This is a genomic window from Pararhizobium sp. DWP3-4, assembly GCF_049898205.1.
Taxonomy (GTDB): Bacteria; Pseudomonadota; Alphaproteobacteria; order Rhizobiales; family Rhizobiaceae; genus Pararhizobium.
The window spans coordinates 79045-105416 of record NZ_JAFCXF010000010.1 but is presented as its reverse complement, the minus strand read 5'-3'; the positions used below and the strand labels follow the sequence as shown (position 1 = coordinate 105416).

23 protein-coding genes and 2 pseudogenes are annotated in these 26372 nt (G+C 55.8%); 18 read left to right on the top strand and 7 right to left on the bottom strand.

The genetic code is table 11. From position 1 onward, the window contains the following. The first annotated feature begins 31 nt into the window (after nucleotides 1-31). On the top strand, nucleotides 32-994 hold the full coding sequence (locus tag ACP7E6_RS23110) for an ABC transporter permease (RefSeq protein WP_426232050.1): 963 nt from the start codon (nucleotides 32-34) through the stop codon (nucleotides 992-994). A 436-nt stretch (nucleotides 995-1430) separates the two neighbouring features. Then, nucleotides 1431-2531, top strand: coding sequence for an aldo/keto reductase (locus ACP7E6_RS23105; RefSeq protein ID WP_426232049.1), 1101 nt, complete (start codon nucleotides 1431-1433; stop codon nucleotides 2529-2531). Nucleotides 2532-3603: 1072 nt separating this feature from the next. Here ACP7E6_RS23105 and ACP7E6_RS23100 read toward each other — a convergent pair. The 5 genes and pseudogenes from ACP7E6_RS23100 to ACP7E6_RS23080 form a co-directional block, all read right to left on the bottom strand. Further along, nucleotides 3604-5148, bottom strand: coding sequence for a hypothetical protein (locus tag ACP7E6_RS23100; protein WP_426232048.1), 1545 nt, complete (start codon nucleotides 5146-5148; stop codon nucleotides 3604-3606). Between the two features lie 150 nt (nucleotides 5149-5298). Next, nucleotides 5299-5631, bottom strand: coding sequence for a hypothetical protein (locus tag ACP7E6_RS23095; RefSeq protein WP_426232047.1), 333 nt, complete (start codon nucleotides 5629-5631; stop codon nucleotides 5299-5301). Between the two features lie 597 nt (nucleotides 5632-6228). Next, nucleotides 6229-6592 (bottom strand): annotated as a pseudogene (locus ACP7E6_RS23090) (CbbBc protein); the annotation flags it as partial. Between the two features lie 538 nt (nucleotides 6593-7130). Next, entirely contained in the window at nucleotides 7131-7529 is a 399-nt protein-coding gene (locus tag ACP7E6_RS23085) for a DUF983 domain-containing protein (RefSeq protein ID WP_426232046.1), read from the bottom strand. 118 nt (nucleotides 7530-7647) lie between these two features. Then, nucleotides 7648-8111, bottom strand: a pseudogene (locus ACP7E6_RS23080) (DUF1348 family protein). A gap of 366 nt (nucleotides 8112-8477) precedes the next feature. Between ACP7E6_RS23080 and ACP7E6_RS23075 the strand changes: the two are divergent. The 13 genes from ACP7E6_RS23075 (at nucleotide 8478) to ACP7E6_RS23015 (ending at nucleotide 20943) form a co-directional block, all read left to right on the top strand. Then, the gene (locus ACP7E6_RS23075; RefSeq protein WP_426232045.1) at nucleotides 8478-9002 is read left to right on the top strand and encodes a Dps family protein; all 525 of its coding nucleotides are present in this window, start codon (nucleotides 8478-8480) and stop codon (nucleotides 9000-9002) included. 106 nt (nucleotides 9003-9108) lie between these two features. Further along, the gene (locus ACP7E6_RS23070; RefSeq protein WP_426232044.1) at nucleotides 9109-9732 is read left to right on the top strand and encodes a response regulator transcription factor; all 624 of its coding nucleotides are present in this window, start codon (nucleotides 9109-9111) and stop codon (nucleotides 9730-9732) included. 219 nt (nucleotides 9733-9951) lie between these two features. Then, nucleotides 9952-10971: a flavin reductase gene (locus ACP7E6_RS23065; protein ID WP_426232043.1), complete on the top strand. Its 1020-nt coding sequence runs from the start codon at nucleotides 9952-9954 to the stop codon at nucleotides 10969-10971. 3 nt (nucleotides 10972-10974) lie between these two features. Beyond that, nucleotides 10975-11979 (top strand): agmatinase, encoded by a 1005-nt coding sequence (gene speB / locus ACP7E6_RS23060; protein WP_426232042.1) that lies wholly within the window; start codon nucleotides 10975-10977, stop codon nucleotides 11977-11979. A gap of 96 nt (nucleotides 11980-12075) precedes the next feature. Further along, nucleotides 12076-13587 (top strand): aldehyde dehydrogenase, encoded by a 1512-nt coding sequence (locus ACP7E6_RS23055; RefSeq protein WP_426232041.1) that lies wholly within the window; start codon nucleotides 12076-12078, stop codon nucleotides 13585-13587. 25 nt (nucleotides 13588-13612) lie between these two features. Then, nucleotides 13613-14686, top strand: a complete 1074-nt coding sequence (locus tag ACP7E6_RS23050) for an LLM class flavin-dependent oxidoreductase (RefSeq protein ID WP_426232040.1) — start codon at nucleotides 13613-13615, stop codon at nucleotides 14684-14686. Beyond that, on the top strand, nucleotides 14683-15477 hold the full coding sequence (locus tag ACP7E6_RS23045) for an alpha/beta fold hydrolase (RefSeq protein ID WP_426232039.1): 795 nt from the start codon (nucleotides 14683-14685) through the stop codon (nucleotides 15475-15477). Before ACP7E6_RS23050 ends, ACP7E6_RS23045 begins: the two co-directional genes overlap by 4 nt. 5 nt (nucleotides 15478-15482) lie before the next feature. Beyond that, on the top strand, nucleotides 15483-15887 hold the full coding sequence (locus ACP7E6_RS23040) for a carboxymuconolactone decarboxylase family protein (RefSeq protein ID WP_426232038.1): 405 nt from the start codon (nucleotides 15483-15485) through the stop codon (nucleotides 15885-15887). 28 nt (nucleotides 15888-15915) lie between these two features. Next, on the top strand, nucleotides 15916-16191 hold the full coding sequence (locus ACP7E6_RS23035) for an NIPSNAP family protein (RefSeq protein ID WP_426232037.1): 276 nt from the start codon (nucleotides 15916-15918) through the stop codon (nucleotides 16189-16191). Between the two features lie 70 nt (nucleotides 16192-16261). After that, a complete protein-coding gene (locus ACP7E6_RS23030; protein WP_426232036.1) occupies nucleotides 16262-17449 on the top strand; it encodes a quaternary amine ABC transporter ATP-binding protein in 1188 nt (395 codons plus the stop codon). Beyond that, the gene (locus ACP7E6_RS23025) at nucleotides 17442-18368 is read left to right on the top strand and encodes an ABC transporter permease (RefSeq protein ID WP_426232035.1); all 927 of its coding nucleotides are present in this window, start codon (nucleotides 17442-17444) and stop codon (nucleotides 18366-18368) included. Before ACP7E6_RS23030 ends, ACP7E6_RS23025 begins: the two co-directional genes overlap by 8 nt. A 38-nt stretch (nucleotides 18369-18406) precedes the next feature. After that, a complete protein-coding gene (proX, locus tag ACP7E6_RS23020) occupies nucleotides 18407-19435 on the top strand; it encodes a glycine betaine/L-proline ABC transporter substrate-binding protein ProX (RefSeq protein ID WP_426232034.1) in 1029 nt (342 codons plus the stop codon). 110 nt (nucleotides 19436-19545) lie between these two features. Beyond that, complete coding sequence (locus tag ACP7E6_RS23015; protein WP_426232033.1) at nucleotides 19546-20943, top strand: aminotransferase; 1398 nt, start codon at nucleotides 19546-19548, stop codon at nucleotides 20941-20943. Between the two features lie 44 nt (nucleotides 20944-20987). Here ACP7E6_RS23015 and ACP7E6_RS23010 read toward each other — a convergent pair whose 3' ends face one another. Further along, entirely contained in the window at nucleotides 20988-22772 is a 1785-nt protein-coding gene (locus tag ACP7E6_RS23010; RefSeq protein ID WP_426232032.1) for a helix-turn-helix domain-containing protein, read from the bottom strand. A gap of 134 nt (nucleotides 22773-22906) precedes the next feature. Between ACP7E6_RS23010 and ACP7E6_RS23005 the strand changes: the two genes are divergently transcribed. From ACP7E6_RS23005 to ACP7E6_RS22995, 3 genes are all read left to right on the top strand, one after another. After that, nucleotides 22907-23488 carry an amino acid synthesis family protein gene (locus tag ACP7E6_RS23005; protein ID WP_426232031.1) on the top strand — a complete coding sequence of 194 codons (582 nt, stop codon included), beginning with the start codon at nucleotides 22907-22909 and terminating at the stop codon, nucleotides 23486-23488. Between the two features lie 8 nt (nucleotides 23489-23496). Further along, nucleotides 23497-24984, top strand: coding sequence for an aldehyde dehydrogenase family protein (locus tag ACP7E6_RS23000; RefSeq protein WP_426232126.1), 1488 nt, complete (start codon nucleotides 23497-23499; stop codon nucleotides 24982-24984). Between the two features lie 143 nt (nucleotides 24985-25127). Then, entirely contained in the window at nucleotides 25128-25937 is an 810-nt protein-coding gene (locus ACP7E6_RS22995) for a hypothetical protein (RefSeq protein WP_426232030.1), read from the top strand. A 154-nt stretch (nucleotides 25938-26091) separates the two neighbouring features. Here the strand turns inward: ACP7E6_RS22995 and ACP7E6_RS22990 are convergent, their stop codons facing one another. After that, nucleotides 26092-26322: a hypothetical protein gene (locus ACP7E6_RS22990; protein WP_426232029.1), complete on the bottom strand. Its 231-nt coding sequence runs from the start codon at nucleotides 26320-26322 to the stop codon at nucleotides 26092-26094. Nucleotides 26323-26372: the final 50 nt, after the last annotated feature.

Genomic DNA, 26372 nt, shown 5'->3' with positions numbered 1-26372 from the left:
CCCGCCTTCGACAGGCAGCAAAGAGAAGCCCATGACGAAGATTTCGATGAAACTTGTACTTCGGGACGCAGGGATCGGCATCGCCCTTTTGGTTTTGATCGTTTTTTTCTCGCTGAGCACGGAGCATTTCCTTAATCCAAATAACATCTCAAATATCCTCACGCAGATAACCATCAATCTGATCCTGGCCATCGGCATGACCTTCGTGATTCTCATCGGGGGCATAGACCTGTCCGTCGGATCAATGCTTGCGTTATGCGCGGTAGTCGGCGGAAGCGTGCTTACGATTCCTGATCTCGCGGTTTGGCAGGCCGTAGTCCTCGCAACCGTCGCTGCAGTGGCGACAGGCGTCATTTGTGGGTTCTTGAACGGGTGGATCAGCGCGTTCTGGGGGCTTCCTTCGTTCATCGTCACTTTGGGTATGCTCAACATCGCCCGTGGCGCCGCATTGCAAGTGACCGACGCGCGGACGATCTATTCGTTTCCGCAGACATTCAACGACTTTGGATCGAAAATGTTGTTCGGTATTCCGGTCGTTTTCCTGATTGCTTTGGCCCTGGTCGCATTCGCGTGGTTTGTACTTTCCAAAACCGTTTTTGGCCGACTGCTCTACGGTATCGGCAACAATGAGGAGGCTGTGCGACTGGCTGGCCATTCACTTATGTTCTATAAAGTCGCCGCGTTCACAATTGCAGGAGCGCTCGTCGGGATCGCGTCTATCATCTACATGGCGCGCCTGAACATCGCGAGCCCGATTATCGGCATTGGATTCGAACTCAATGCAATTGCTGCGGTTATTATCGGTGGGACCAGCCTAAGTGGGGGCCGGGGCACGGTTATTGGAACCCTGCTCGGAGCTTGCATCATTGGTGTGTTGGCGAACGGCCTAATTCTATTCGGCCTGAGCGACTTTCTGCGCCAGATGATCACGGGCGTTGTCATCATCCTCGCCGTGATCATCGATAAATATCGCGAGCGTATCACAGCGGTTTAACGGAGAGCCGAACGGTGTGCCCAGCCAAGGCGGCGCACCGTTTTGCTTCCATGACCTGCCAAGGCAGTGTGATACTTGTTAACCCGGCAAGAACGCCCTCAACGGCCACGCCTGGCGCCCCTTGATGCAGCGGGGCGGCACATTCCAGAATATCTAAATTGATAAATTCGGAGCGGGGCGTACGCGCCAGAACGCGCACTCCCAGCCCCTCCTAAAACCCGCGCATCGCATGGCTACGCGCGGACGGCGACATGGCCAGGATGGCGGCAGCCCGCGTGAAGCTGCGCCCCGTGCGACCGCAGCAAAAGCCATGGAGATCATTGAGGTCGTTTCGATCCATTGCTGCATGGTGCTCATAAGTTCATGCGGCAGGCAACCGCTAATCCCTGCAAGCCATCAGCGCTACATATCCTCATACAAATGAAGGAGAATAAGCATGGATTTGACCAGCTATCGTACACTTGGAAAATCGGGCCTGATCGTTAGCCCAGTGGCACTTGGCACCATGACCTTCGGCGCGGAGCGCTCGGGTTCTGGTGAAACTGCATCGCGCGCTGTTTTTAACGCCTATGTCGATAAAGGCGGGAATTTTCTCGACACCGCAGATGTATATTCTGGCGGCCGCAGCGAAGAGATGCTCGGCGGCTTTCTGGCTGACAGCGGTCTGCGTGACCGGCTCGTCGTCGCCACCAAGTCCGGCTTTCCGCGCGGCCAGGGCACACCGCTTTGGGGTGGCAATGGCGCCAAGAATATGCGCATTGGTATGGAAGGCTCACTGAGACGCTTGCAAACAGATTATATCGACATGTACTGGATGCATGTCTGGGACCGCACGACACCAGCGGAAGAAGTGTTGCAAACGCTGACGGATGCGGTGAGGTCGGGAAAAATCCTGCATTACGGTTTTTCCAATACGCCTGCTTGGTACGTGGCGAAAATCGCTACACTGGCCGGGGTGCATGGCCAGCCAACCCCAATCGGCCTTCAATATGCCTATTCGCTGATCGACCGCGGCGTGGAACTGGACCTACTCCCGGCTGGTTCCGAATTGGGGATGGGCATGGTGCCATGGAGCCCGCTCGCTGCCGGACTGCTGACCGGAAAATACGGTCGCGATAAGATTGCTGATGCCGGGCGGGTCAACGCTCTGCCTGATAAGGCCTCGGTGGCAAGCGATGCCGAGAGTGACGGACGTTTGAACGGCGATAATCCATTCGGCGGTATGCTGTTTACCGAGCGCAATTTCGATGTCGTGGATGTCGTGAAGAGCGTGGCAGCCGAACTCAGGCGATCGCCGGCGGAAGTCGCACTGTCTTGGGTAGCGAAGCGTCCCGGTGTCTCGTCTGTCTTGATCGGAGCCAGCCGCGTCGAACAGCTGCTCCAGAATATCGCATCGCTCGAAGTCGTGCTAGACGACAGCCAACTCGAACGTCTGCAGCAGGCGACGGCTCTGCCGCAGCTAAACCCCTACTTTATCTTCGAAATGCCGACGAACCGAATTTTCGGAGGGCAGGCGGTCGAGGGTTGGCGCGCCTGATATAGACAGCTTCCACCGCCTTCGCAGTGCGAGGGCGGTGGAGAAACGCTCCCCTGATCGTGTCAAAACGATAGATTGAATTTCACGTTTCTTCTGGGCATCACGTTAGAGGCGAGAGACACAGTTGATCCGAGGCAACTCCGGGCATCCGTGACGTCAATCAGAGAACGCATGTGGCAAAAGGTGTCTACCGCCTATTCCGTCCCGCGTTGTTGGGTCGATATCGGACACTCAGAGTGTCCCCATTTGGGACCTCCTTACGACAACGGATCTTTCTTCGCCGGTAGTCTGATTGGTAAAGTGTAAGCAATCCTACGGGATTACTGTCACCGCCATCCCCTCGAACGAACTGGCGCGCGATAGGTGCAAATCGGCAGCATTGCTCTTGTCTTCCTGTTCTCTAGGCCATGCAGTGGAAGGCCTTACACTGGAAGCATCGGAGGGCAGTCCGATCAGCGATCGTTGGTATTAAAACGGTGGCGACACGCACTGAGCTCGCACAAGCCATCTCGTGTGGACACCATCTTCGTTTCGCGTCCTTCATCGAATGCGCAGAAACCTATATCTGCGACGTAGCGGTCATAAAGCGTCAAGCCTGGCGACCTGCTTGATGGATAGCGCACGATAATCGCACCCTTAGCGTCGATCCTTTCATTAACTTGGGCACAAGATTGATCCTGTCCGTTCAAGCGATCGATCGCAGACGCTGAAAGCGGTATGAGTGCCGCAACGACACATAGGCAGCGTCCGTACCATAAGAGCATTTTAAGTCTGGTCATTGTCGCGCCCCTAGCTACAGAATTCAGTAATTTGCTAATTTGTGATCGTAGCTTGCTTTTTCCTTGATCCGGGGGAGATCCAGGAAGCTGGCGTGAGTTGTGGTGAGAAACAGTATGGAGTCTGCGGGCGCGCAGAGCTGGGTCAGAAATTTTGGTCAAAATCAGTCAGCCTTCGTTCGTCCGGCCCGGCGGAAAGACCCCCATTCAAGAAGGCTGGCCGCCGTGCGGTGGGCATTTGACGGGTGACATCGATCCTTGAGGGCTCGCCAGCGCTCCCTTCGGCTGATAGCAATTTACGCGTGGTCTCTTGTCAAGCGAAGATCGATCTCACGGTCCATAAAGCTCCATTCAATGGTCGATCTTAATTGGCCGAGCATCTCCTCAAATGCCGCCTCGTCCGTAGGCGCGTAATCGAGAAATCCTAAAAAATCGAAAGGGGCTTCAGTTCCCATGTCTCTGCAATGAAGCAGCCGTCGGGCAACAGCTGGGAGATAACGGAGTCCGATCGCAATATGGTGTGACTGTTCCTCAAGGATGGAGCGGCGTTCATCTTGTGCGAGGGCCCACCAATTCGCGTTTTTGCGTAAGAGAATTAGCGCTGCATTGGTCGCCTCAGCCCGGCCGATGGGGGCCTGCTTTTCAACCAGTTCGAGCTTTTCCGAACGGGTTGTGTATCGTTCATTTGTTGCGACCCCGCGGAGTACCCAAGCGGCATCGGTTGAAATCACCGGTCGATTGCCGGAAATCATTGCCAACCGGGAAACTAATGCTATGGGGGAACCCCGAAGAGTGCAATGGGAGGTGACCGACCATTCGCCTGTGTCGCCGCCAACAAATGTCGTGGTTCTCCGATCTATTGTGTCCGTTTTATCAACATCCGTCATTGTATCTCCCAGTAGTTCAATGCCGATGCGGCAAGAAACCACCTTGCCGCTGGACAAGCACCGCATCATTTCTTGCTTCCTCGGAGCAGGAGATATTACAGACGAAACCATATTTCTTTCGAAAAGGACCGGTCGCGTCGTTACAGATCCTAACGCAACATGATGGGGAGCCCCGTCATAGTTTATGCCACCTTGATCTTCTGACGACCACAGAAGCCCCTTTGCAGGCGTCCCCGATATGGCATCGTAGTCGGAGAACGAACGGCCTTTTCGCTCCTGGATACGGTAGTTGCGCCGGTCGTCCCACGACATTTTTGCTCCTCCCGAGCTGTTTCGTCGGTTCAGACGAGATATCAGAAGACCTGTCTGAGCAGGTGCGGATCCTTGGCTACGCTTGCTGAAATGGCGCCGTAGCTCATCGGTAAATGAACGCATTTTCTCTTCGAACAAGGCTACAGCGGCGGTGACCTGCTTCCGCGCGGCGGTCACCACCATCTTCTTATTACGGGCGAGGGTCATTTCCTGGACCGTCAGCTTCGCGGCTGCGAGCGTTCGGGAATTGAGGCGATATCCTTGGTGTCGATCTGAGCGCCGATCCGCATGCGCTCGAGAATTTCTTGCCGGGAGCCGACGTCGGCTGCGACGAGCGCCTTCATCACAGTGAACGAAGCGCGCCTTGCGTAGGATTTCCTCCGATCCTTTCAGGGCCCTTGAAAACCCGACGTAGGTCGACAGTTCCAGGGCAGGGAGATTGCAGCGCGCTTTCAAGAAATGTTTTGCTTCGGCCGGCGGGACGGCTTCCATTAGTTTTTCGACCTCGGCCGCCATCTGCAGAACCTTATCAGTCATCTGCTCCTGAAGCTGAAGGATCCGGTTGCGTGCAGTGGAAAGTGCTTGTGCCTTGACGTCGATATCGCTCTTTCGATGTGTCCATTTAGGACGTCCATACGGCATCGGATATTTCAGGGCGGGTAATCGGATTGGTAAAATGTGAGCGATCGCACAGGATTCAACGTCGTTGCACTCATCGCCGATTTGTGCAAGCGCCCGAATACATCAGATAGCATTGCGCTATGCCTGCGTGTCCGTCAGTAGGCCATCCGCTCAGCGATCGTTGCTGTGAGACCTTTCGCGGCAGGCACTGAGCGAACACATCCCATCGCGGGTGGATATTGCCGTGGACTGAAGCAATTCATCGGATTCGCAAAAGCCGACATCTGCCACGTAGCGGTCATACAGCGTCAAGCCTGGTGGCCTTTTCGACGGATAGCGCACGATAACCGCGCCATCGGCTTTGACCTGCTCATTCACTCCGTCACAGGAATAATCCTGGGCGTTCAAGCGGTCTATGGCCGCCGTTGGAAGGGGCATTAGGGCCGTAATGACCCCATAACACAGGAAGCGTGCGTTTATTGAGAATATTTTAGTTATCGTCATTGTCGCGTCCCTTGTTCCTGAATTGAGGAATTCCTGATGCATGATCGTAGCTTCGCTGTCGCGTTGATCCGAGGAAGATCGGAGAAGCCGGCGTGAGTTTTGGTTAGAATGGCCTTGGGTGTATGGGCGCGCATTTAGGTGCGCCGTTCCTGCAGAGCCGGGCGCTGTGTCATTTAGCTTGAGACTGAGTTCGACGAGCCGCAGGCGGCATCGAAGGCTGCGATACCGAGATTGCCCAGGGATTCGGTTAAACTGAATTCCGCTGCTGCCTATCTTGAAGTATACGGCGTCTGTCACCCACCAGGCTGACCGGCACACAATGAGCAAATCGGGTTCGACACCACAGGGATCGTGTCGGATCTCAACGCGCAGACTGGAGGGTTTCACTGCGGGTTTGGTGGCTGCTCAACGGCCATTAAGCGTGGTCTCTTAGCAATCGTATATCGATCTCACGATCCATGAAGCTCCATTCAATGCTCGCCCTCAGTAGCCCAAGCATGTCTTCAAAAGCGGCCTCGTCGGCAGGGGCGTAGTCGAGAACCCTAAAAGGTCGAAAGGCTTCCGATCCCATGTCTCTGCAATGAAGCAGCCGTCGGCGGACGTTGCCTCGCGGCACATGTTCGAGCAATCAGGGAAATTGTTCGTTCCAAAGGCTCGAACAAAAGTCTAATAGAGGAAAGCCGCTTCATTGGAGGCCCGGCCAGAGGTGTAGAATTCGGCCTGGTTCGGGTCTTCCAGTTTTGACAGTTCCGCCCCGATGAGCTCGAATGCATCATCTTACGAAATCGATCGATATTTGTCCGTTTCGGCGTCGTATCTGGCTGGTTCGCCTTCAGAAACGTCGCAACGCCTTGAGCGATGACTTGTTGCTCGGCCAGTACCTTTGCCACCGCCTGCAATGCACCCATCCGCCCGCGGCAGCATCATAGGCTTGGACCCCGTCCGGCCGTACGTCTGGCATCGAAATCTTCCTCAGTGAAAGCGAACCATGCACAGGTGCGAAACTAAATGGTTGCGGCTGCTCATATTCGTGGGTTCAGTTCGTGACGGTGGTGGAGACCGCGAAATTGTCTTCCAGCATTTGAAACTTCGAGATCTTTCCTCCCAATATCGTGAGGATAATCGCGAACTCAGATATGACCGATTTGCCGGATTTCATCGACAGCGTCTCAATATTACCAACGATGACGGCTCGATTTTCGCTGGAATACTTTCGACCTCGAACTGAGCGGATTCGATGATCTGACGGGTCTCGTTCAGAAATGAGACCAGTCCATTTCGGACCTGGCATAAGTCTGCCCAAGAAAGTGCCTTTTGATCACCATGAATTTCAAAAATGAGGTCATCATGGAACGCCTCAGCGATCTTGCCGGGGTCATCGCCTCGTCCAATGCATCTGATCAGATCTCGAGCGATCACAACATTGTACTTTTGGCTCATCTTGTCTGCTCCGAGCTGCATTGTCTGGGGCAACTTCAGGACCGAGAGCAACTTGGCTATCAGCCCTCCGTCAGATCGTTTGGGCGATACAGTTTTCCTTCCTCGGCCTTGTAGAAATACTGGCTCGCAACGAGCCAGCCCTTGAGCGGCCTTAGGGGCGGAATGCACGTTGCAAGTAAGAAAGGCCCCGTTACAAAGAGCTGGGTCCAGATGGACGCGTTGAACCGCACTTCCAGCCACACTGAAAGCAGTACCGTCGGCACGCACGCGAAACAAATGACGAAGAACGCTGGGCCATCTGCCGGATCAGCGAATGAATAGTCCAAGTCGCAGACCTCGCATTTCGGCTTCAACTTCAGGAAGCCTTCAAAGAGGTGTCCCTGTCCGCATCGAGGACACAAGCCGCGAATTCCCGTCTGTACGGGCGGGAGCGGAGGATAGTCCCTTTCTGCGTTCATTAACTCATCCTTCGCGTTTCGCTTTTTTGGGATATCTACCAACGTAGGTTGGACCGCTCTACCTTCGGAGCAGTTGACCGAGGGCAGGGTTCCGTGGCCGGCCTGCCGCAGGCACATCTTAAAATCCGAAGGCTGTCAGGCCAGGATGATCATCCGGCCGTCGGCCGAGCGGCCAGTGAAATTTCCGATCACCTTCGGCAATCGGATGCTCATTTATGCTGGCGTGGCGATGCCGCATCAGGCCGTCGTCTCCGAACTCCCAGTTCTCATTTCCATAGGCGCGCAACCAGTTTTCGCTGTCATCGCGAAACTCGTAGGCATACCGAACTGCGATACGGTTCCCATCAAAAACCCAGAGATGCTTGATAAGTCTGTACTCCAACTCCTTGGCCCATTTGCGTGTGAGAAACTCCTCCACAGCATACGGCCCACAATGAATTCGGCTCGATTGCGCCACCTCGTGTTCTCGGAGTAGGCGAGCGCAACCTTCGCCGCGTCACGGGAATTCCACCCATCTTCCGCAAGTCGAACCTTCTGAATTGCCGTTTCGAACGAATATTGGGGAAGTGGAGGGCGCGTCATGGAAAATTTCCTTTAGACTCTCTTTTGCTCCAGGTTTGCAGGCAGTTTGTCGGCAAGCCACCGGAAAACTAAAGGTCCTTTCGGGTGAAAGTTAACACATCCCTTTGAATGCGCGCCCAGCGTCTCATCGCGTTCACCGCACTATCACTGGCCGAATGTCAGTTCGGAAGCGAGACGTCATAAGACGGCGTGAAAATTTGTTAGCGCCACCGAAGCAACCGAGGTGTCGACGCCGGCAGATTGTCCGGCGGACCATGGCGCCTCGCACGACAACTCACGCCGTTTGCCGACGTCTAACAGGACTTGCTCATCGGGAAGATGTAACCGTCCAACTGACACCCCGCTAACGTCAAAGGAAAATTCCTCATGAGTATCAACCGCGAAGAAGTCGAGCGTCGTCGCATGCGCCCACTGGCAACTCCTACTGATCTTTCCAAGGAAGCAAGTGCCGATACGTCGGCCTCGCTGACGACGCTGCTAGCCGATGTATTCTCACTCTATGTAAAGACGAAGAACTTTCACTGGCACATTTCGGGTCCTCATTTCTGCGAATACCACCGGGTGCTGGATGAGCAGGGGGATGAGCTGCTTTCAATGACCGACGCCCTCGCTGAGCGCGCCAGGAAGATCGGCGGCGCCACGATTCGATCCGTCGGTCACATTTCCCGGCTGTCGCGCTTGTCGGACAATGATGCAGATTTCGTGACCCCCAAGGACATGATGGCGGAACTCTGCCAGGACAACAGAGCGCTCGTGGCAGCTATGAGGGCGACGCACGACCTCACCTCAGAACTCAGAGACGTGGCGACAACGAGTCTTTTGGAAAACTGGATCGATCAAGCCGAGCGGCGTGCTTGGTTTTTGTTTGAAACCGGACGTGACGTTCAGTAGCTCCATCAGGCCTCCCAACAGCGAGATCCGTCGCTGATGAACCGCAGCGACGGCGTCATTTCAGTCTGGAAATAAACTTTTGAGGGCGCTACTCGAGGGTACTCAGATGAAAATTGTAAACGTTGAGAAGCCTGTTGTGCGAGTGGTGGATGACGACACTGCGGTCAGGGCCTCTCTTGTCGGGCTCATGCGGTCGAACGGGTTGAATGCGGCTGGATTCGGGACGACCCGCGCGCTCCTCGAGGCGGATGACCTTAGCAAGCCGGGCTGTCTCATTCTCGACGTTCATCTCGAAAACGAATGCGGATTGGAGTTCCAATCCTATCTCAAGCGGTCCGGAAATAAGACCCCCGTCATCATCATGACAGGTCACGGCGACATCCCCATGACGATCCGGGCGCTCAAAGGTGGCGCGTCGGATTTCCTGTGCAAGCCGATTCCCCATCGAGACTTGATGGAAGCCGTGTGCAACGCGATCGAAGCGGATCGTCGAAATAGGCGGGAGATTGAAGCGTTGGGGGAACTCCACGAACTGGCGGGACGACTGACCCCGCGGGAGCGGGAGGTCATGGACGCTGTCGTCGGCGGATTAATGAACAAGCAGATCGCGGCAAAGTTTGGGATTAGCCTTGTGACGGTGAAACTTCATCGAGGGAAGGTCATGCGCAAGATGGAGGTTCGGACGATTGCCGACTTGGTCAAAAGGGTGGAGCTAATTAGGTTTCGCTAGCACAATCAGGTGCGGGCTTGTTGGCTCACCAATCATTCGGAATTCGAAGGGGCTTTTGTTCTCTGAAACCTTGGTCCGACAGTGCTGCCCAGTAGTCACGCGAAAGGTAGAGTCGCGTTTCCGAGCAATGTTTTCAAGAGTTCTCCTATTTTTGAAGGAAGATCGACGTGGTTCCATCCCCCATTGTCGATGCACGTTAAAAGCGACGGGGTGACAGCAGTGGGCCAGCCGACCGAAGTACTCAACGATCAAACGATAAATCCAATCGAACTGCGCAAGGCTTTCGGCACATTCGTCACCGGCGTGACGATCGTGACCACGCGAGACCAACCAGGGGCGCCCAGGGGAATGACGGCGAACTCGTTCACGTCCGTCTCGTTGGATCCTCCCCTTGTGTTGATCTGCATCGGTAAATCTGCCCTGAGCTGCGAGGCGTTCGAGAAATCATCTTCGTTCGCTGTGAACATCCTCCATGAGGGTCAGAACCAGCTCGCTGCGGTCTTCGCGTCCAAGTCGCTTGACAAGTTTGAGAACGTCGCCTTCGACACGGTACACACGGGCTCGCCCGTTCTGACCGACAGTCTCTCTTGGTTTGACTGCTCAGTTTACAGCAAAATCGACGCGGGCGACCACGTCATCCTCATTGGAATGGTGCGAGCTTTCGGCACGAGCCCAGCAGCTCCACTAGGGTTTTGCAGGGGCAGATACGCCCATGTCAAAGACGCGCTACCCGATGGATGGCTTCCGTCCCAAGGCATGGTCATGGGCTATCTGATCGAGAAAGACGGCAAAATCTTGCTCCGCTCGGACGGCAAAGGAATGTTCGGACTTCCAGTCTCCAAGAAGCGAAAAACGGGAAGTTTCATCGAACTGGCCGGCGGGAACGAGATCAAGGTCATCCCTGAGAGCACTTTCCTTTACTCGGTGTTCGATGTCTCCGACGGCGATCCGGGCTACATTGTATACCGGGCCTCGCTCGCATCGGACTTCGATCCGGCGGCCCTAGCGCCTGAACTTCAATTTTTCTCGATCGACCAGCTGCCACTTCAAGAAGTGGCAACTCACGACCTTCGGGCCGTACTCAGGAGATATATCCGCGAGCACGCAGACAATCGCTTCGGCATCTATATGGACCATCCAGATGGCGGGCGGATCGCGATGCTGGAGTCCGAGATGTCGAGCTCGCGCGTCAACACTGACACCGCACACAACTTCAAGCATGTCGCTGCGGGAGTTTGAGCGATGGACAATGCGAAAATTCCTCTGACAACGCCTACAGCCACTGACAACGCGGTCTTTGGAAAAAAGCTCTATGGCGGATCTCATGAACCCGTTTATGGCGGCGCGCTATCATTCATGCGTCGCCGCTTTTCCCGCGATCTGACTGACATCGATGTGGCGATTTGGGGCATTCCCTTCGACGCCGCGGTTTCCAACCGCCCCGGCGCGAGGTTCGGTCCACAGGGCGTTAGACGCGCATCTTCGATACTTGAAGGCGACCCCCAGTATCCATTTCGGAGAGATCCATTCGAAAATCTCGCCGTCGTCGATTACGGGGACTGCGCGCTTGATTTCAGCCGGCACAGCGAGGCCCCGTTTCACATGGAGGCTCAGGCACACGAGATCGTCAAGACTGGAACGACCCTGCTGACAATCGGCGGCGATCATTTCATCACGTGGCCGATGCTCAAAGCGCACGCCCGACGCCACGGACCAATGGCCCTGGTACAGTTCGACGCTCATCAGGACACCTGGCTCGACGACGAAGGACGGATCTCGCATGGCTCATTCGTTGCCCGCGCGGTTCACGAAGGCATCATTATTCCAGAGAGCTCCATCCAAGTCGGTATAAGGACCCACGCGCCTGATACTTGCGGCCTTGAAATCTTGTACGCGGATGATGTGGAGCGACTTGGGATTGACGGCGTCGTCAAGCGCGTCCGAGACCGTGTAGGGGATGCGAAAACCTACATTACCTTCGATATCGATTGTCTCGATCCTGCTTTCGCCCCGGGAACTGGGACCCCTGTCGCCGGCGGCCTTTCCTCACGCGAGGCGCTAATGATCCTGCGACGGCTTGGAACGCTCGACATCGTTGGCGGCGATGTCGTCGAGGTGGCTCCCGCCTACGACCATGCGGATATTACGTCCATCGCGGCCGCCGCGGTCCTGCAACATTACCTTTGCCTTCTCGCAGAAAAGAAAGCGGGCGTGCTTGGTTTCGAGGTTTCGGCTGGTTTGTGGTGACAGGAAACAGCCAAGGAGCCCCGCCAACTCACCAACAAAGCAGCAACCGCATTACGTCGCACCTAAAGCGAAACGTCAGTATTGAATGAGATGTCCATGAAAAGAGCAGTCAGCACGATCGAAGGGTCACGGCAGAATCTCTACATTGGGGGCAGATGGGTAGAACCCCATAGCGGCGTTTACGTGAAGAGTTTCGATCCGACAACGGGAATGCCATGGTACGAGTTTGGCAATGCCGACGCGCAAGATGTCAGCGATGCGGTCGACGCCGCGCGGGCGGCATTCGAAAACCCGCAATGGCGTCGCATTACCCAGACGGACCGCGGAAAGCTCGTTCGAAGGCTCGCGGAGCTCGTTCTTGAGAACGCCGACGTCCTTGCGGAAATCGAGACCCGCGACAACGGGAAGCTGCTGAAAGAAATGCGCGCCCAGATGCGAGCGTTGCCAGACTCCTATACCTACTTTTCCGGAATGGCTGACAAGTTGCTGGGTGAGACCGTTCCCGTCAACAAGCTCGATATGCTGAATTTCACGATGCGGGAGCCGATCGGCGTGGTTGGCATGATCACGCCGTGGAACTCGCCCCTCATGATGCTGACGGGCACTCTTGCACCCTGCCTGGCGATCGGCAACACCGTCGTCATCAAGCCTTCCGAGCACACGTCGGCGTCTACGCTTGCTCTTGCCGAGCTCATCGAGGAGGCGGGCTTTCCTGCAGGTGTCGTGAACGTCGTGACCGGCGGAGGCAAGACGACCGGTGATGCGCTGGTGCGGCACCCTGGACTGTCCAAGATCGTCTTCACCGGGAGCACGACCACAGGCCGGACAATTGCTGCGAACGCTGCCCACAACCTGATTCCCTGCCAGATGGAATTGGGAGGGAAATCCCCGCATGTCGTGTTCGGAGATGTGGACATAGACCGCACGGTCAACGGCGTCGTGGCCGGGGTGTTCGCCGCTGCCGGGCAGACGTGTGTGGCTGGATCCCGTTGTTTTGTCGAAGCGAGCATCTACGATCGTTTCGTGGAGGCTTTGGTCGAGCGGACCGGTCGCATTATGGTTGGACATCCCATGAATGACGCGTCGGACATCGGTCCGCTGGCGATACCGGAGCAAATCGGCAAGCTCAAGCATTACGTTGCGTCTGGCGTCTCCCAGGGAGCACGCATCGCAGCAGGCGGCAAACAGCCTAGCCGGGAAGACCTCGCCGATGGCTGGTACTACGAGCCGACCGTAATGACCGAGGCGACGAACGACATGACGTTCATGCGCGACGAGCTGTTTGGCCCCGTCGTCGGCATCGTCCCTTTCTCGTCTGAGGAGGAGATGATCTCGCTGGCGAACGACACACGCTATGGCCTTGCTTCAGGGATCTGGACCAAAGACATCGACCGCGCGATGCGTTTCGCCAACAAGGTCAATGCCGGAACGGTCTGGATCAACACATACCGCTCGGCCGCCTTCATGTCCTCGATGGGGGGCTTCAAGGAGAGCGGATACGGCCGAAGGGGAGGGTTTGACGTGATGCGCGAGTTCTCAAGGGTCAAGAACGTCGTCCTCGATTACTCCGGCGCCATGCAGGATCCCTTTGTCATTCGTCTGCGCTGACACGCTTCAATAATCGGAGAAAAAAATGAAGTTCTCAGTTTCCCTTTATCTTGAACGAAAATCACCCCAGATGCAGATGGGGGAGGTGAAGCAGAATCTGCTTGATCTCGCGAAGATGGCAGACCAGGGTGGGTTCGAAGCGATCTGGACTGCGGAGCATCACACCATCGAGCTCACCGTCGCCCCAAATCCATTCACTGTGCTGACATGGCTTGGGCAGCACACAGAACAGATACGGTTGGGCACTGCGACCATCGTGGCACCTTATTGGGACCCGATCCGCCTGGCCGGTGAAGCAGCGCTTTGCGATCACCTCACGAACGGGAGGCTCGAACTCGGTATAGCGCGAGGATCCTACCAGTACGAGTTCGACCGGATGGCTGGCGGAATTCATCAACAAAAGGGCGTTGCCTACATGAAGGAACTGCTGCCTGCGGTCCGCAAGCTGTGGGAGGGCGACTACGCGCATGACGGAGAGTTCTGGAAATTCCCGACTGCGACATCAGTTCCAAAGCCACTACAGCAGCCGCATCCCCGGATATGGGTCGCCGCTCGGGATCCTGGCACGTTCGACTGGGCTGTCGGGCAGGGGGCAAGCATTCTCTCGACGCCTCTCGCCGCCCCGAACTCCGAGATCGCAGTCCTGGGCGCGAAATTTGACAAGGCAGTCGCGGATCATCCGGAGGTGGCCCGTCCAAGGTTTATGATGCAGCGTCGGGCCTGCGCATTTGAAAAGCCTGAAGACAAGCAAGTGGCGATCGAATGCAGCGTGGAATATGGGCGTCTATTCGAAAACCTCTTCCAGAACCTCGGAAACATCAAGAATGGTTTTCCAGAACCGGTCCCGTATGACTCCGTGTCCGGGAAGGAGAACTACAATCCCGAGAGCATCGCACGGAATTTCCTATTCGGCACCCCGGACGAACTGATTGAAAAGCTTCTGATGTACGAAGCGGCTGGCGTCGACCAGGTCAGCCTCGGAATAAACTTCAATCTGCCCGTGTATCTTCAGAAGAACACGATCCGGTTGTTCGCAAAAGAAATCATCCCGTTCTTCGCCGATCGTGAACGACGGGTGAGGTTGGACGCAGCGCAATGATGGAACGTCAATTCACAACGAAGGATGCGGTGCTGAGCTACCGGATCGACGGTACAGGGGAACGGCCGCTCCTGTGTATACACGGGGTCGGGTCATCGAAGGAAGCGTGGGCCGATGTTATCACGCTTCTGTCGAGCGAGTACAAGATAGTGACTTTCGACTTGAGAGGACATGGCCAGTCCACAAAGATCAAAGGGCGCTACGAAATCGACCACTTTGTCGACGATGCTCTTTCGATCGCTGATGCTGTGGGATTCAAGAGATTTCATCTCGCTGGCTTTTCGCTTGGTGGTCTGATCGCGCAGCGGATAGCCTTGATGCACGATGAGAGGGTCGAACGACTTTATCTGCTTTCCACTGTCGCTAACCGAACGGATGAGGAACGGTCGAAAGTCCTTGCAAGGCTCGCTGCATTACAGAGTACCGAGCGCGGTTCGCACTACGATGCGTCCATGGTTCGGTGGTTTTCCGACGAATTCAGGGAGACCCATCCAGAACTGTTGGCTGAGTTGAGAGATCGCAATGCTCAGAACGACCCTGAATGCTATGCCGCGTCCTATCGGGTTCTGGCGGAAACCGATTTCGGCGGCCTTCTTGATCAGATTCGATGCCCGACACTGATCGCGACAGGCGAGGGCGATGTAGGATCAAATCCTCGTATGGCACAGTCGATGCACGAAGCGATCCGCGGATCGGAACTGCATATACTGCCGAAATTACGTCATTCCATCTTGACAGAGGCGCCTGAGCAGGTGGCCAACCTTATCCGAAACTTCGCAGCAGAGGGTTGACGAACGTGGACGGTCAATTGAAGCGGGATGGCGAGAAAATCCGGAGACAGGTCCTGGGGGACAAGTATGTCGAGCGGGCGATCAACGACGCCGACGCTTTCTCAGCGCCGTTCCAGGATATGCTCAATGAATATTGCTGGGGCACTTGCTGGACCGATGACGGCCTCGATCTCAAGCAGCGGAGCCTTCTAAATCTTGGTATGCTCGCCGCGCTGGGGCGAATGCATGAATTCAGTCTTCATTTCCGAGGGGCGATTAGGAACGGCCTTTCAGAAGAAGAGCTTCGATCAGCGTTGATGCAGATCGCGGTCTACTGCGGCGTTCCCGCGGGCGTTGAGAGCTTCAGGGTCGCGCAGCAGGTACGTAACGAACTTGAGATGGAGTCCAGCGAGGTCCCCAATGATCTTTGAGGAGCGCATCTACAGGATCCGAAGCGGAATGATGAGCAGCTACCTCAAACTTGTCGGCCAGGAGGGGCTGGCGATACAGCAACCCATACTTGGAGATTTAATCGGTTACTTCGTGACCGAAATCGGCGACCTCAACCATGTCGTCCATCTGTGGCGCTTTCAGAGTTACGAAGACAGATCGCTCCGTCGGAGGCGTCTATCGGAAAACGAGTTATGGCAATCTTTCACGCCGCGTCTATCGGCCTGCATTGAGACAATGGAGAACCGAATTCTGACGCCAACTGATTTTTCGCCGTTGCAGTAGAGAGGCCGTGGAGCAACAACAGCCGCATCGGGAGAGGAAAATCCGCTGCGGACAATCTGGGAACAACAGCATGACTGAACGGCTTAGAATCGAGAACCTCTACAAGGTCTTTGGCGGTAGTCCCGAGCGAGCGATGTCGCGTCTCCGGAGCGGTTCGACCAAAGAGAAGGTGCTCGCCGACACCGGCCTTGTCGTCGGCTTGAACAATGTCAGCCTATCGGTTCCATCCGGGTCGATATACATGATCATGGGACTATCGGGCTCTGGAAAGTCAACCTTGGCCCGTTGCATCAATCGCCTGAATGAGCCAAGCGCCGGTAAGATCCTGCTGGACGGCGAGGATCTTGTCGCGCTCGGTGAAAGACAGCTGCGGGAAGTCCGTCGCACCCGAATTTCCATGGTCTTTCAGCACTTCGCGCTCCTCCCCAACAGAACGGTGACGGAGAATGTGGAGTTCGGTCTCAAGCTTCGCGGGATACCGCCAGCAGTCCGTCGCCGGAAGGCGGAAGAAATCCTATCGATTGTCGGACTTGCCTCTTGGTCCCATCGCCTACCTCACGAACTGAGTGGAGGGATGCGGCAACGCGTCGGTCTCGCACGCGCACTCGCGACCGATGCCGACGTTCTGATAATGGATGAGGCGTTCAGCGCTCTCGATCCGTTGATCCGCGCTGAAATGCAGGAAGAATTGCTGCGTCTGCAACGAACCTTCCAGAAGACGATCCTCTTCATCACGCACGATTTTCAGGAGGCTCTCAAGCTCGGTACTCGCATCGCGATCATGGCAGACGGTGAACTCATGAGGGAAGGCGAGCCACAGGAGATCGTGCTCGATCCCCAAAGCGACTATGTGACTTCCTTCACGAAGGACGTCGATCGGTCTCGTCTGTTCGACGCGAGAGCGGCGATGAGACCAGGAGAGGTCCAGACCATCCGTGGAAGCCAATTCGCGCTCTGCGAATACGGGGCGATAGCACTGGACAGCGGCAATCGTGTCAAAGGTCACATTGCACTCAAGGACATCGACAGGCTTCGCGCCGGCGACGACATGTCCACGCTTTTAAGTGCTGACTTCAAAACGGTCCCTCCGGACGCAAAACTTCTCGATGTTTCCCGTCTGTACAAATCTGGACGCCCGCTCGTCGTAACGGATGAAGATCAACGCTTCATCGGTACGGTCTGCGCCGAATCCATTCTGAGCCAGATTGCAGCCCTGCCCACCGGATCGGCATCTGCGAGGAGAAACCCCAATGTTTGACGCCGATGATCTTGCAGTTTTCCCTGTCGCTGACTGGATCCAAACGGGAGTCGAATGGCTTTCTTTCAATTTCCGTCCGGTGTTCGTGGCGATCAAGTGGCCGATCGAAAGTATTCTGATGTTCAATCAGGATGTCATGCAGTCTGTCCCGTTCCCGGTAATGGTGATTGCGATCACGCTGGCGGCCTATCTGCTTGCTACACGGTCTACTGCAGTTTTTACCGCTGTTGCCTTGATCGTCATTGCTGGCCTGGGCGTCTGGGTGGAGGCAATGACGACACTGTCCCTCATCATGACTGCGATCGTTCTGTGCACGATCATCGGAATACCGATTGGGATCTGGTCTGCCAAAAGCGATCGAGTTTGGAGCGTGGTCCGGCCAATTCTCGACGTCATGCAGACGACGCCGACTTTCGTGTACCTCGTCCCGGTCGTCATGCTGTTCGGCGTAGGAACGGTCCCCGGCGAAGTGGCGGTCATAATCTCGGCAGTGCCGCCGCTGATTCGCTTTACCAACATCGGCATTCGACAGGTTGATATCGAGATCGTCGAGGCTGGGCATGCGTTTGGCGCCGATCCACGGCAACTGCTCTGGGAAATCCAGTTGCCCCTCGCCATTCCCACAATCCTCGGCGGCCTGAACCAGACTGTTTTAACAGCGATGGTGATGTCGGTCGTCGTGGCCATGATCGGAGCCGAGGGTCTGGGCCTCGTGGTCATGCAAGGTCTCGGTCGGCTTGATGTCGGCAGCGCCGCGATCGGCGGCATCGCGATCGTACTTCTGGCGATGATCCTCGACCGCATCACCCAAGAAATGGCGACGAAGAAGTCCGCTACGAGGACACCCAGCGCCATGAGCAAGGCGCTCAAGCGCCTGCTTTTCCCGGACAAACTAGAAAAAGCGGCAAACCTGTCCTGAGCGAAACGCACATCCAACAACACAAAAAGGGGAATAAAATGAGACGTTTTAACCACTTCACGGCCCTTGCCGCGGGCTTTGCCGCAGTCGGTTACGGGGCGATGGCGAATGATCTTCCAGGAGAGGGGAAAACCGTTCGGTTTGCTCGCGGCGACAGTCTGGGCGCTAACTACATTCAGGACGAGATCCTGATCGCAGGGCTGAAGAAGCTTGGCTACGACGTCAAGCTATCGACCGTCAGCACCAATGTCTTCTTCCAGGCAGCAGCGCAGGGCGACCTCGACGTCGCAGCGGACATCAACATCCCGCAGGAGGTGGCCGCCTACACCCCGGTAAAGGACAGGGTCGATCTCATAGGCGACGGAAACATCGTCGGAGGGGGTACCAATGGATATCTCGTCGATAAAAAGACCGCGGACGAATATCACCTCACAAGTATCGATCAGCTTAAAGACCCCAAGATCGCGGCGCTGTTTGACACGAACAGCGACGGCAAAGCTGATCTGGTAAACTGCGATCCGGGTTGGCAGTGCGGAGACGTGGTCGACTACCAGGTGGAGAAGTTCGGGCTATCTGATACGGTCAAGACCGTTCGCGGCAAATACGAAGTGCTCCTGGCTGAGACATTTGCCCGGTTCAAGCGTGGCGAACCGACCTTGGTGTATACTTGGCAGCCGTCTTGGGTCACCGACACTTTGAAGCCGGGAACGACCACCGTCTGGCTTCCCATTCCTTTCGACGCTCTGCCGCCCGGCATCGAGGCCAAGAACGGACACCTCGTCAAGGGCGTCGTCGGTTGCGCCGGTGGACAGGATCCATGCCGCATGGTGACCGGGTCCTGGAACTGGATGGCCGCCGGAAACAAGAAGTTTCTTCAAGAGAACCCATCCGTCAGGGCATTCCTCGCGAAAACTGTTTGGCCGACCACCACATGGGCCGAGTGGGAATCGACGTTGAACGACAACAGCACTGATCGCGCGATCAAAAAAACCGCAGAAAAGTGGATCGCCGAAAATCAGACCGTGTTCGACAAATGGGTTGCTGAAGCGTCCACGGCGACCAACTGACCACCCACGTTAATCGATCCTCCGTACGCTGGATCCGGGCGGAGACGACCACGATGGCGACAGAGGTTTCGGCGCCTCCCGTCGTGAATGTTAGAGGAAAAGGATTTCAGATGAACATGGAACTGCGACCGAATTGGAGCGACAATGAACTGAAGGATGCGGCCAGCCAGCACCTCATCAGCCCATCGGAAGAGATGGCGAAGCTCGGTCAGGGCGATCGCCCTCTATTCAGCCGGGCCGATGGCATCTACATCTGGGACAGCAACGACAAGCGTCTGATCGACGGGCCGGGCGGAATGTGGTGCGCGCAGGTGGGCTACAACTCAAAGGAAATCGCGGACGCAATCCACGATCAGGCTCTCAAATTGAGCTACGCATCCCCTTGGTATTTTCACAATGGACCTGCCGCCACTCTCGCTCAGAAGATCTCGGAGCTCGCCCCCGGAGACCTGAACCACACATTCTTCACGACTGGCGGATCCTCGGCGGTCGATTCGGCACTTCGCTTCATGCAGTTCTACAACAATGTTCTCGGCCGTCCGAGCAAGAAGGCTATCATCTGCCGGGTGGATGGTTATCACGGCAGCACCCAGCTAACTGCAGCCTGCTCGGGCCGCGCATGGAACAGGCCGAATTTCGATCTGGAATCCGATCTTATCTCTTTCATATCAGCTCCGAACGTCTTCCGTCGTCCGCGCGGCATGACCGAAGACGCGTTCCTGGACTTCCTGGTCGATGAGTTTCGTAGCAAGGTCGAGGCTTTGGGGCCGGAAAACGTAGGAGCATTTCTTGCCGAGCCCCTCCTTGCCTCCGGCGGAGTCCTCATCCCACCTAGGGGCTACCACAAGCGCATTCTTGAATTCTGCCGAGCGCACGACATCCTGTACATCTCGGACGAGGTGGTGACGGGCTTCGGACGCTGCGGGCACTGGTTCGCATCTGAAGATGTCTTCGATATCGTTCCAGACATCATCACTTTTGCCAAGGGGGTGACTTCGGGATATGTCCCGCTTGGAGGCTTCATCATATCCGACGCCGTCCTATCGCGAGTGAGTGGTACCAACTCCAAAGGTAGCTTCTTCACCAACGGCTACACTTACAGCGGACACCCGGTGAGCTGCGCAGCGGCGCTCGCAAATATCGACGTCATCGAGCGCAGGAATATTCTGGAACACGTCCAACATATTGCGCCGTACTTCCAAGCGAAGATAAATGCTCTCGGAGAGCTCCCGCTTATCGGGAATGCCAGGGGGACGGGTCTGCTCGGATGCGTTGAATGCGTGACGGATCCTTCCGCTGATGCAGCCACGAAACTAGACGCCGAAGTCGCTCTGAGGATTGACAAGGAATGCTACGAAGCCGGTCTCATCGTCCGCCCGATCGGCAGCATGTGTGTGTTATCTCCAGCGTTGGTGATCACCCGTGACGAGATCGATCAGATGATGACCATATTGCATGACAGCATCGTCAGGGTCGAAAACGAGCTGCGCTCGGAAGGCAAGTTCTAACTTAGGCGCCCTCGCAACCGATTTAGTGTGACTGCGAGGGCATTTCAATCATTTAGCAACTTGAATATGCGGACGGCGAGTTCGAGTTCGAAGCGTCTGCTGGACGTGTCCAGGTCGAGCTTGAAGAGATCGGTCATGCGCGTCAGCCGATACCGCAACGTCGTGACATGGATACCAAGTCGATCGGCACATTGCTGGTTACGGTAGCCCGCGTCCATGAACGCTTCCAACGTCTCAAAAAATTGCGTTTCGTTCTCGGCGTCATGCTGCAAAACGGGGCCTAGCACCTCTTTCGTAAATACACGCACCTGGGCGAGATCCGCGGATACGAGAAGCATGCTGAGCGGCCCGAGCATGCTTGTCGACACGACGCCGCGCTTTCCGAGGGAGACGGCGATGGAAAGGACGCTCGCCTGTTTCCTAAATTGATCGCGGTATTGTGCGAGGTCGCTGCATACGTCCCCGACGACCATAGTGGGAAGTTCGTGACTGGCGCGTCCCAGCTCCTGTACCAGCCGGTTCATCAGCGGTTTAACAACCTCAAGGCTTTTCGAGCTGCCGACGGGAAGTATAAAGATCATCGCATCCGGGCGGGCTATCACGACGGCTCTAGGGTCAATATGCTCGGCCAAAAACGATAGTCCGCGCAACATGCTGTTCCATACGGTCTCGGGAATCCTATCGGCGTCAACGAACGAAATCATGATCATTCGGTTCGGGGAGTTCAGCTTCAGACCGTATTTCAACGCCCTTTGAGCAACGTCGTTCTCCGACTTCCATGTTCCCTCGATAATTTCAAGGAAGAGCGCGTCGAGCGAACGTTGTTCGAACTGGAAGCGGATGAGGTTTCTCATCAGCTGGACGCTCAATGCCTGCTTGGCACTCTCGATCAGCAACAGATCCATCTCTTGAATGTCTTCATCGCCGAGCAGACAGAGCGCTCCGGCTGATTGGCCGTCGATTTCCAGGAGACGAAGTCGCGCGATCGTACTGAAATTTTGCGTGCCTCTCGCATAGGAGAGGTCGACCTTGGCCGACGTCGCGTTCTTGAGGCCTTCCCGGCAGACCGACTGTATCCTAGTCGCCAGCTCTCGCTCGACGTACTCGCCCCACTCCTGATCGTCGAAATATCGCGGGTCTGGTGATCTTCCAGGGAGGACCGTATTGGTGGTGGAGTCTATGACAAGCATGGGCTGGTTGAGCGCCGGACCGATCACGGCGGCAAGATTCTTGACAGAATCATCCGAGAGCGCTTGTTCCATCCACTGCGTGTGTCTAGCGAGCACTTCCTGCTTCTGCTCGACCGCCTTTTGTTGATCAAGAATGTTTCTTTGCTTTTCGAGCGCGATAGTGCCGAGCTGAACGATGAGTTTGATAAGAGCCAGGTCGTCAGGCGAAAGCGACTTGATCTCGCGCGACACCAGAGTGAGCACGATCGGCCGGGAGTCGATGTCGGTGCAGTTCATCGGAACGACCAGGACGCTGCTGTAGTTCTTCTCGATCGATTCCTTTTGAAACCCAGGAAATTCCGCCGATGTCTTCGCGTTAGATATGAATACCGGCTCATTGTATCGGAGGGCTACGAGAGAGGGGCTCGTCGCAAGGGCCCAGTTTGCGGCTCCCGCATTGGGAAGCAGACTGGGATCGTACCGAACCGTGACGTAGGCGTATCCACTCGCGAGATCGATACTCATGATCGTTCCGCGGTACCAGCCAAGGTGTCTACATGCAGCAGCTATCATCTGACGGAGGATGGTGTCCGTATCCCGCTCGGCATTGATTAAACTCGCTATGTCGCTCAACGTCGCGATCAATTGCTTGGCGTCCAAGTGTCCCACCTCCAAAATCCGGTTCGTCCTCACTTTCAACAATGAATGGCTCAAGTCTTCCTCAATTTCAATGAAGATGCACTGCGGCTTTTCCTTCAGATGTTCACCCAGAGCGTTCCAACCTTGGGGGAAATATGCGTCCGAAGATCCGCAAAATCGTAACAGTGGTTGAGGAGCTGTTCATTGAAGGCGGGAGAGCCGCTGACAAGCCTGTAACGGCGGTCGCGGTGATAGCCGTATTAACCAATCCTTGGGCAAATCTGCCTTTTTCAGATGATCTGAGACCCGTAATTGACGTCTACGCCCCGGCGCTTGGACAGGAAATGACCCGTCGCTTGATTGCGGTGATGCCGGCTTCCTGTATCGAAGCCTATGGAAAGCTTGCAGCAGTAGGTCTCGACGGCGAGATCGAACACGGCTCAGCACTGATCCACACGCTTCGGTTCGGCAACATCTTTCGTGAAGCGTCCGAGGGAACCACCTACCTGAGTTTCACAAATACAAGAAACACTGCTGGCGCGCTCTTATCGCTTCCGATGACACATAAGAGCGTCGCGGGTACGCGTTCCCACTTTCTCACAATGAATCTGCAGGTGTCGGACGCACCGCGACACGACGAAGTTTTGATTGCCATTGGAGCTGCGGACGGCGGGAGACCTCACGCCCGTATCGGCGACCGTTTCAAAGACATGGAAGAAATGGGGATCAATCAGTGAGCATATCAATGTTTAATCATGGGTCACTCAATGTCGGCAGCGCTGGGGGAGCGGGGGCACCTCAGGTGCTGGACAGAAGATGCTTCTACATTAACGGCGAGTGGCGTCCTGCGCAGGAGGCAGCGACAATTGTCGTAACCAATCCTGCCAACGAAGGGGCCTATGCCGTCGTCTCTGCCGGATCGCCTGCAGATATCGACGCTGCAGTTAAGGCTGCCAGAACTGCTTTTGACGATTGGAGCCGGCTGGCTCTAAATGAGAGAGTGGCGTTCATCCGTCGCATTGCGACGTTCTACGAAGAGCGCATCGATGAGATGGGAGCGGCAATCTCAAATGAGATGGGAGCGCCCATCTCCATTGCAAGGAATTCGCAAGCCGGGTCAGGGCTTTACCATCTCAAAGCCTTCCTAACCGCGCTTGATGACTTCAAATTCGAGCATCTCTTGCGTCCAGGCCTCGATAACCAGCAGATAGTTCATGAGCCGATTGGAGTTTGCGGACTTATCACGCCGTGGAACTGGCCGATGAACCAGCTCGCACTGAAAGTTATTCCTGCGCTATTGACGGGATGCACAGTCGTCCTGAAGCCTTCAGAAATCGCGCCCATCTCCAGCATGTTATTCGCAGAGTTTGTAGATGCAGCCGGGATTCCAAAGGGGGTGTTCAATCTCGTCAATGGCACGGGTGCGACGGCCGGTGCGGCGCTGTCGGGCCACCCAGATGTGGACATGATCACTTTTACGGGCTCTACCCGAGCTGGTACCGCAATCTCCCGCGCCGCGGCCGGCAACATAAAGCGTGTTTCCCTGGAATTGGGTGGCAAGTCACCGATGCTGGTATTTGCTGACGCGCCGCTGGAGGAAACGGTTCGACGATGTGTCGCTCAATGTTTCGACAACACTGGGCAATCGTGCAACGCTCCGACCCGGATGCTCGTCGAACGTCCAGTCTATGAGCAAGCGGTATCCATCGCGAAGAAAGCCGCCTTGGCGGCTAAAGTCGGCGCTTCCGATGTTGAAGGTGATCATCTGGGACCAGTCGCCTCCTTTGCGCAATTTCGGAAAATCCAGGAAATGATCCATGTGGGGATAGAGGAGGGCGCGCGGCTTGTCGCAGGGGGACCCGGCCGACCGCCTGGCTTTTCTTCGGGCAACTACGTCAATCCCACGGTATTCGCAGACGTGGACAATAAAATGCGGCTAGCTCAGGAAGAGATTTTCGGCCCGGTTCTCTGCATCATACCCTTCTGCACGGAGGAAGAGGCGGTTCTGATCGCAAACGACAGCCCGTTCGGTCTAGCGGGTTATGTCGAAACGGCGGACGCCGAACGTGCCAAGCGCGTAGCTCGACGTCTGCGCACGGGAATGGTGCAGATCAATGGCACTGCAAAAGCGCCGGCCAGTCCGTTCGGGGGCTATAAACAGTCCGGTAATGGACGCGAGGGGGGAACGTGGGGATTGGAGGATTTCCTTGAGGTGAAGCTGATAAGCGGTTGAACCAATAGCTCGACCAACATGTAAAGCAGGGGTCTCAAAAAATAGGCCAAAAGGGACGGGATGAAAGTGCAGGTTGCAGCAGCTCGCTCCCCGTCTTTAACGTGGACACTGATGCCCCGGCTGCGATATGACGCTCCAGCTGAATGATGGCTAAAGATTTGATGATGAAAAAGATCCCGAAATCCGGTGCGCCCATCACCGGACGAGTTTCGCCGTCGTCAGCCACACTTCGGCAGCTCTACATGTTGTCTGGAAACCTCTGCGCCAAACCTACCTGCAATACCGTTCTGCTCAATGCGAATGGAACCATAGTAGGGGAAGTGTGCCACATCCGCGCGGAAAAGCCGGGCGGCGCCAGATACGACGCCACAATGAATGAAGAAGAGCGTCGGGCTCCCGCGAATCTCATCTTGCTTTGCAACGTTTGCCACAAGCTGGTGGATACTGAGCACAAGAAGTACACGGTAAATATCCTGAGCAGATGGAAATCCGAGCGCGAGGAAAAATTCGAAGCCGTCGGTGACACGCTTCGGCAACGCTACGCCGAGCAAATCGAGGATGAGGCGGAGACCGTCGATTCCAGTTCACCGAAGTCACTCAAAGGTCTGATCAAACATCTCGATGACCAAAACGTCGTCCATCTAATCGATCCAGCTACATACCAAGAGATCACATCGTACTGTGGCAAGCTCAAGCATCTATCGGCTCCGGATCGATCGCTAATGAGAGCGATCGTGGAAAAGAGCCTTTCATTGGGAGGCCGTCGAGAAAATGATTACGGAATTTCCATTCACCCTAACGATCTCAAAACGATCAAAATTGACGGCAAGCGACTGTCCGAGTACCGCATAAATAAATTGGCGGGCACACTCGAAGGGCATGGCCTTGGCTCGCTCGACTGCGACTCGGAGCCAGCTCTGTTCGTCTCTGCTCCAGATGAATCTGTTGCGTAGTCCGATTTCCAGGCGTATGTCGCGAAGAGCGGTCGATCGCTCAGAGATGTCATCGATGACCTCAAATTTGGTCTCCTCGACAAATTAGAGTCTGGTCCGGTGTCCGTTCATCCGATACAGCATCTCGAAATTGCCTCTACTCGCCGATAATCGACTACATGGCGGCTGCCAGTCGGGCGACGATCTTTTGAACCGCCCGGTCTTCGACGTCCACCTTCTCCGTGGCAGCTTCCACCACCTGTGGCAGGTAGACTCCGACGTGTGACGGATGTGACTCAGGGAGTGCCTCCCGGTAGCAGAGGATCATCAAAATCAAGACTATAGAAAACACCATCGGGGCTCCGATTGTGACAACTGGGGATTCTTCATCTCCAAAATCCTTCATGCTGATCTCCTTTGTTTCGGCTAGGTGAGTGACCCCGATGGGCGCGCGAC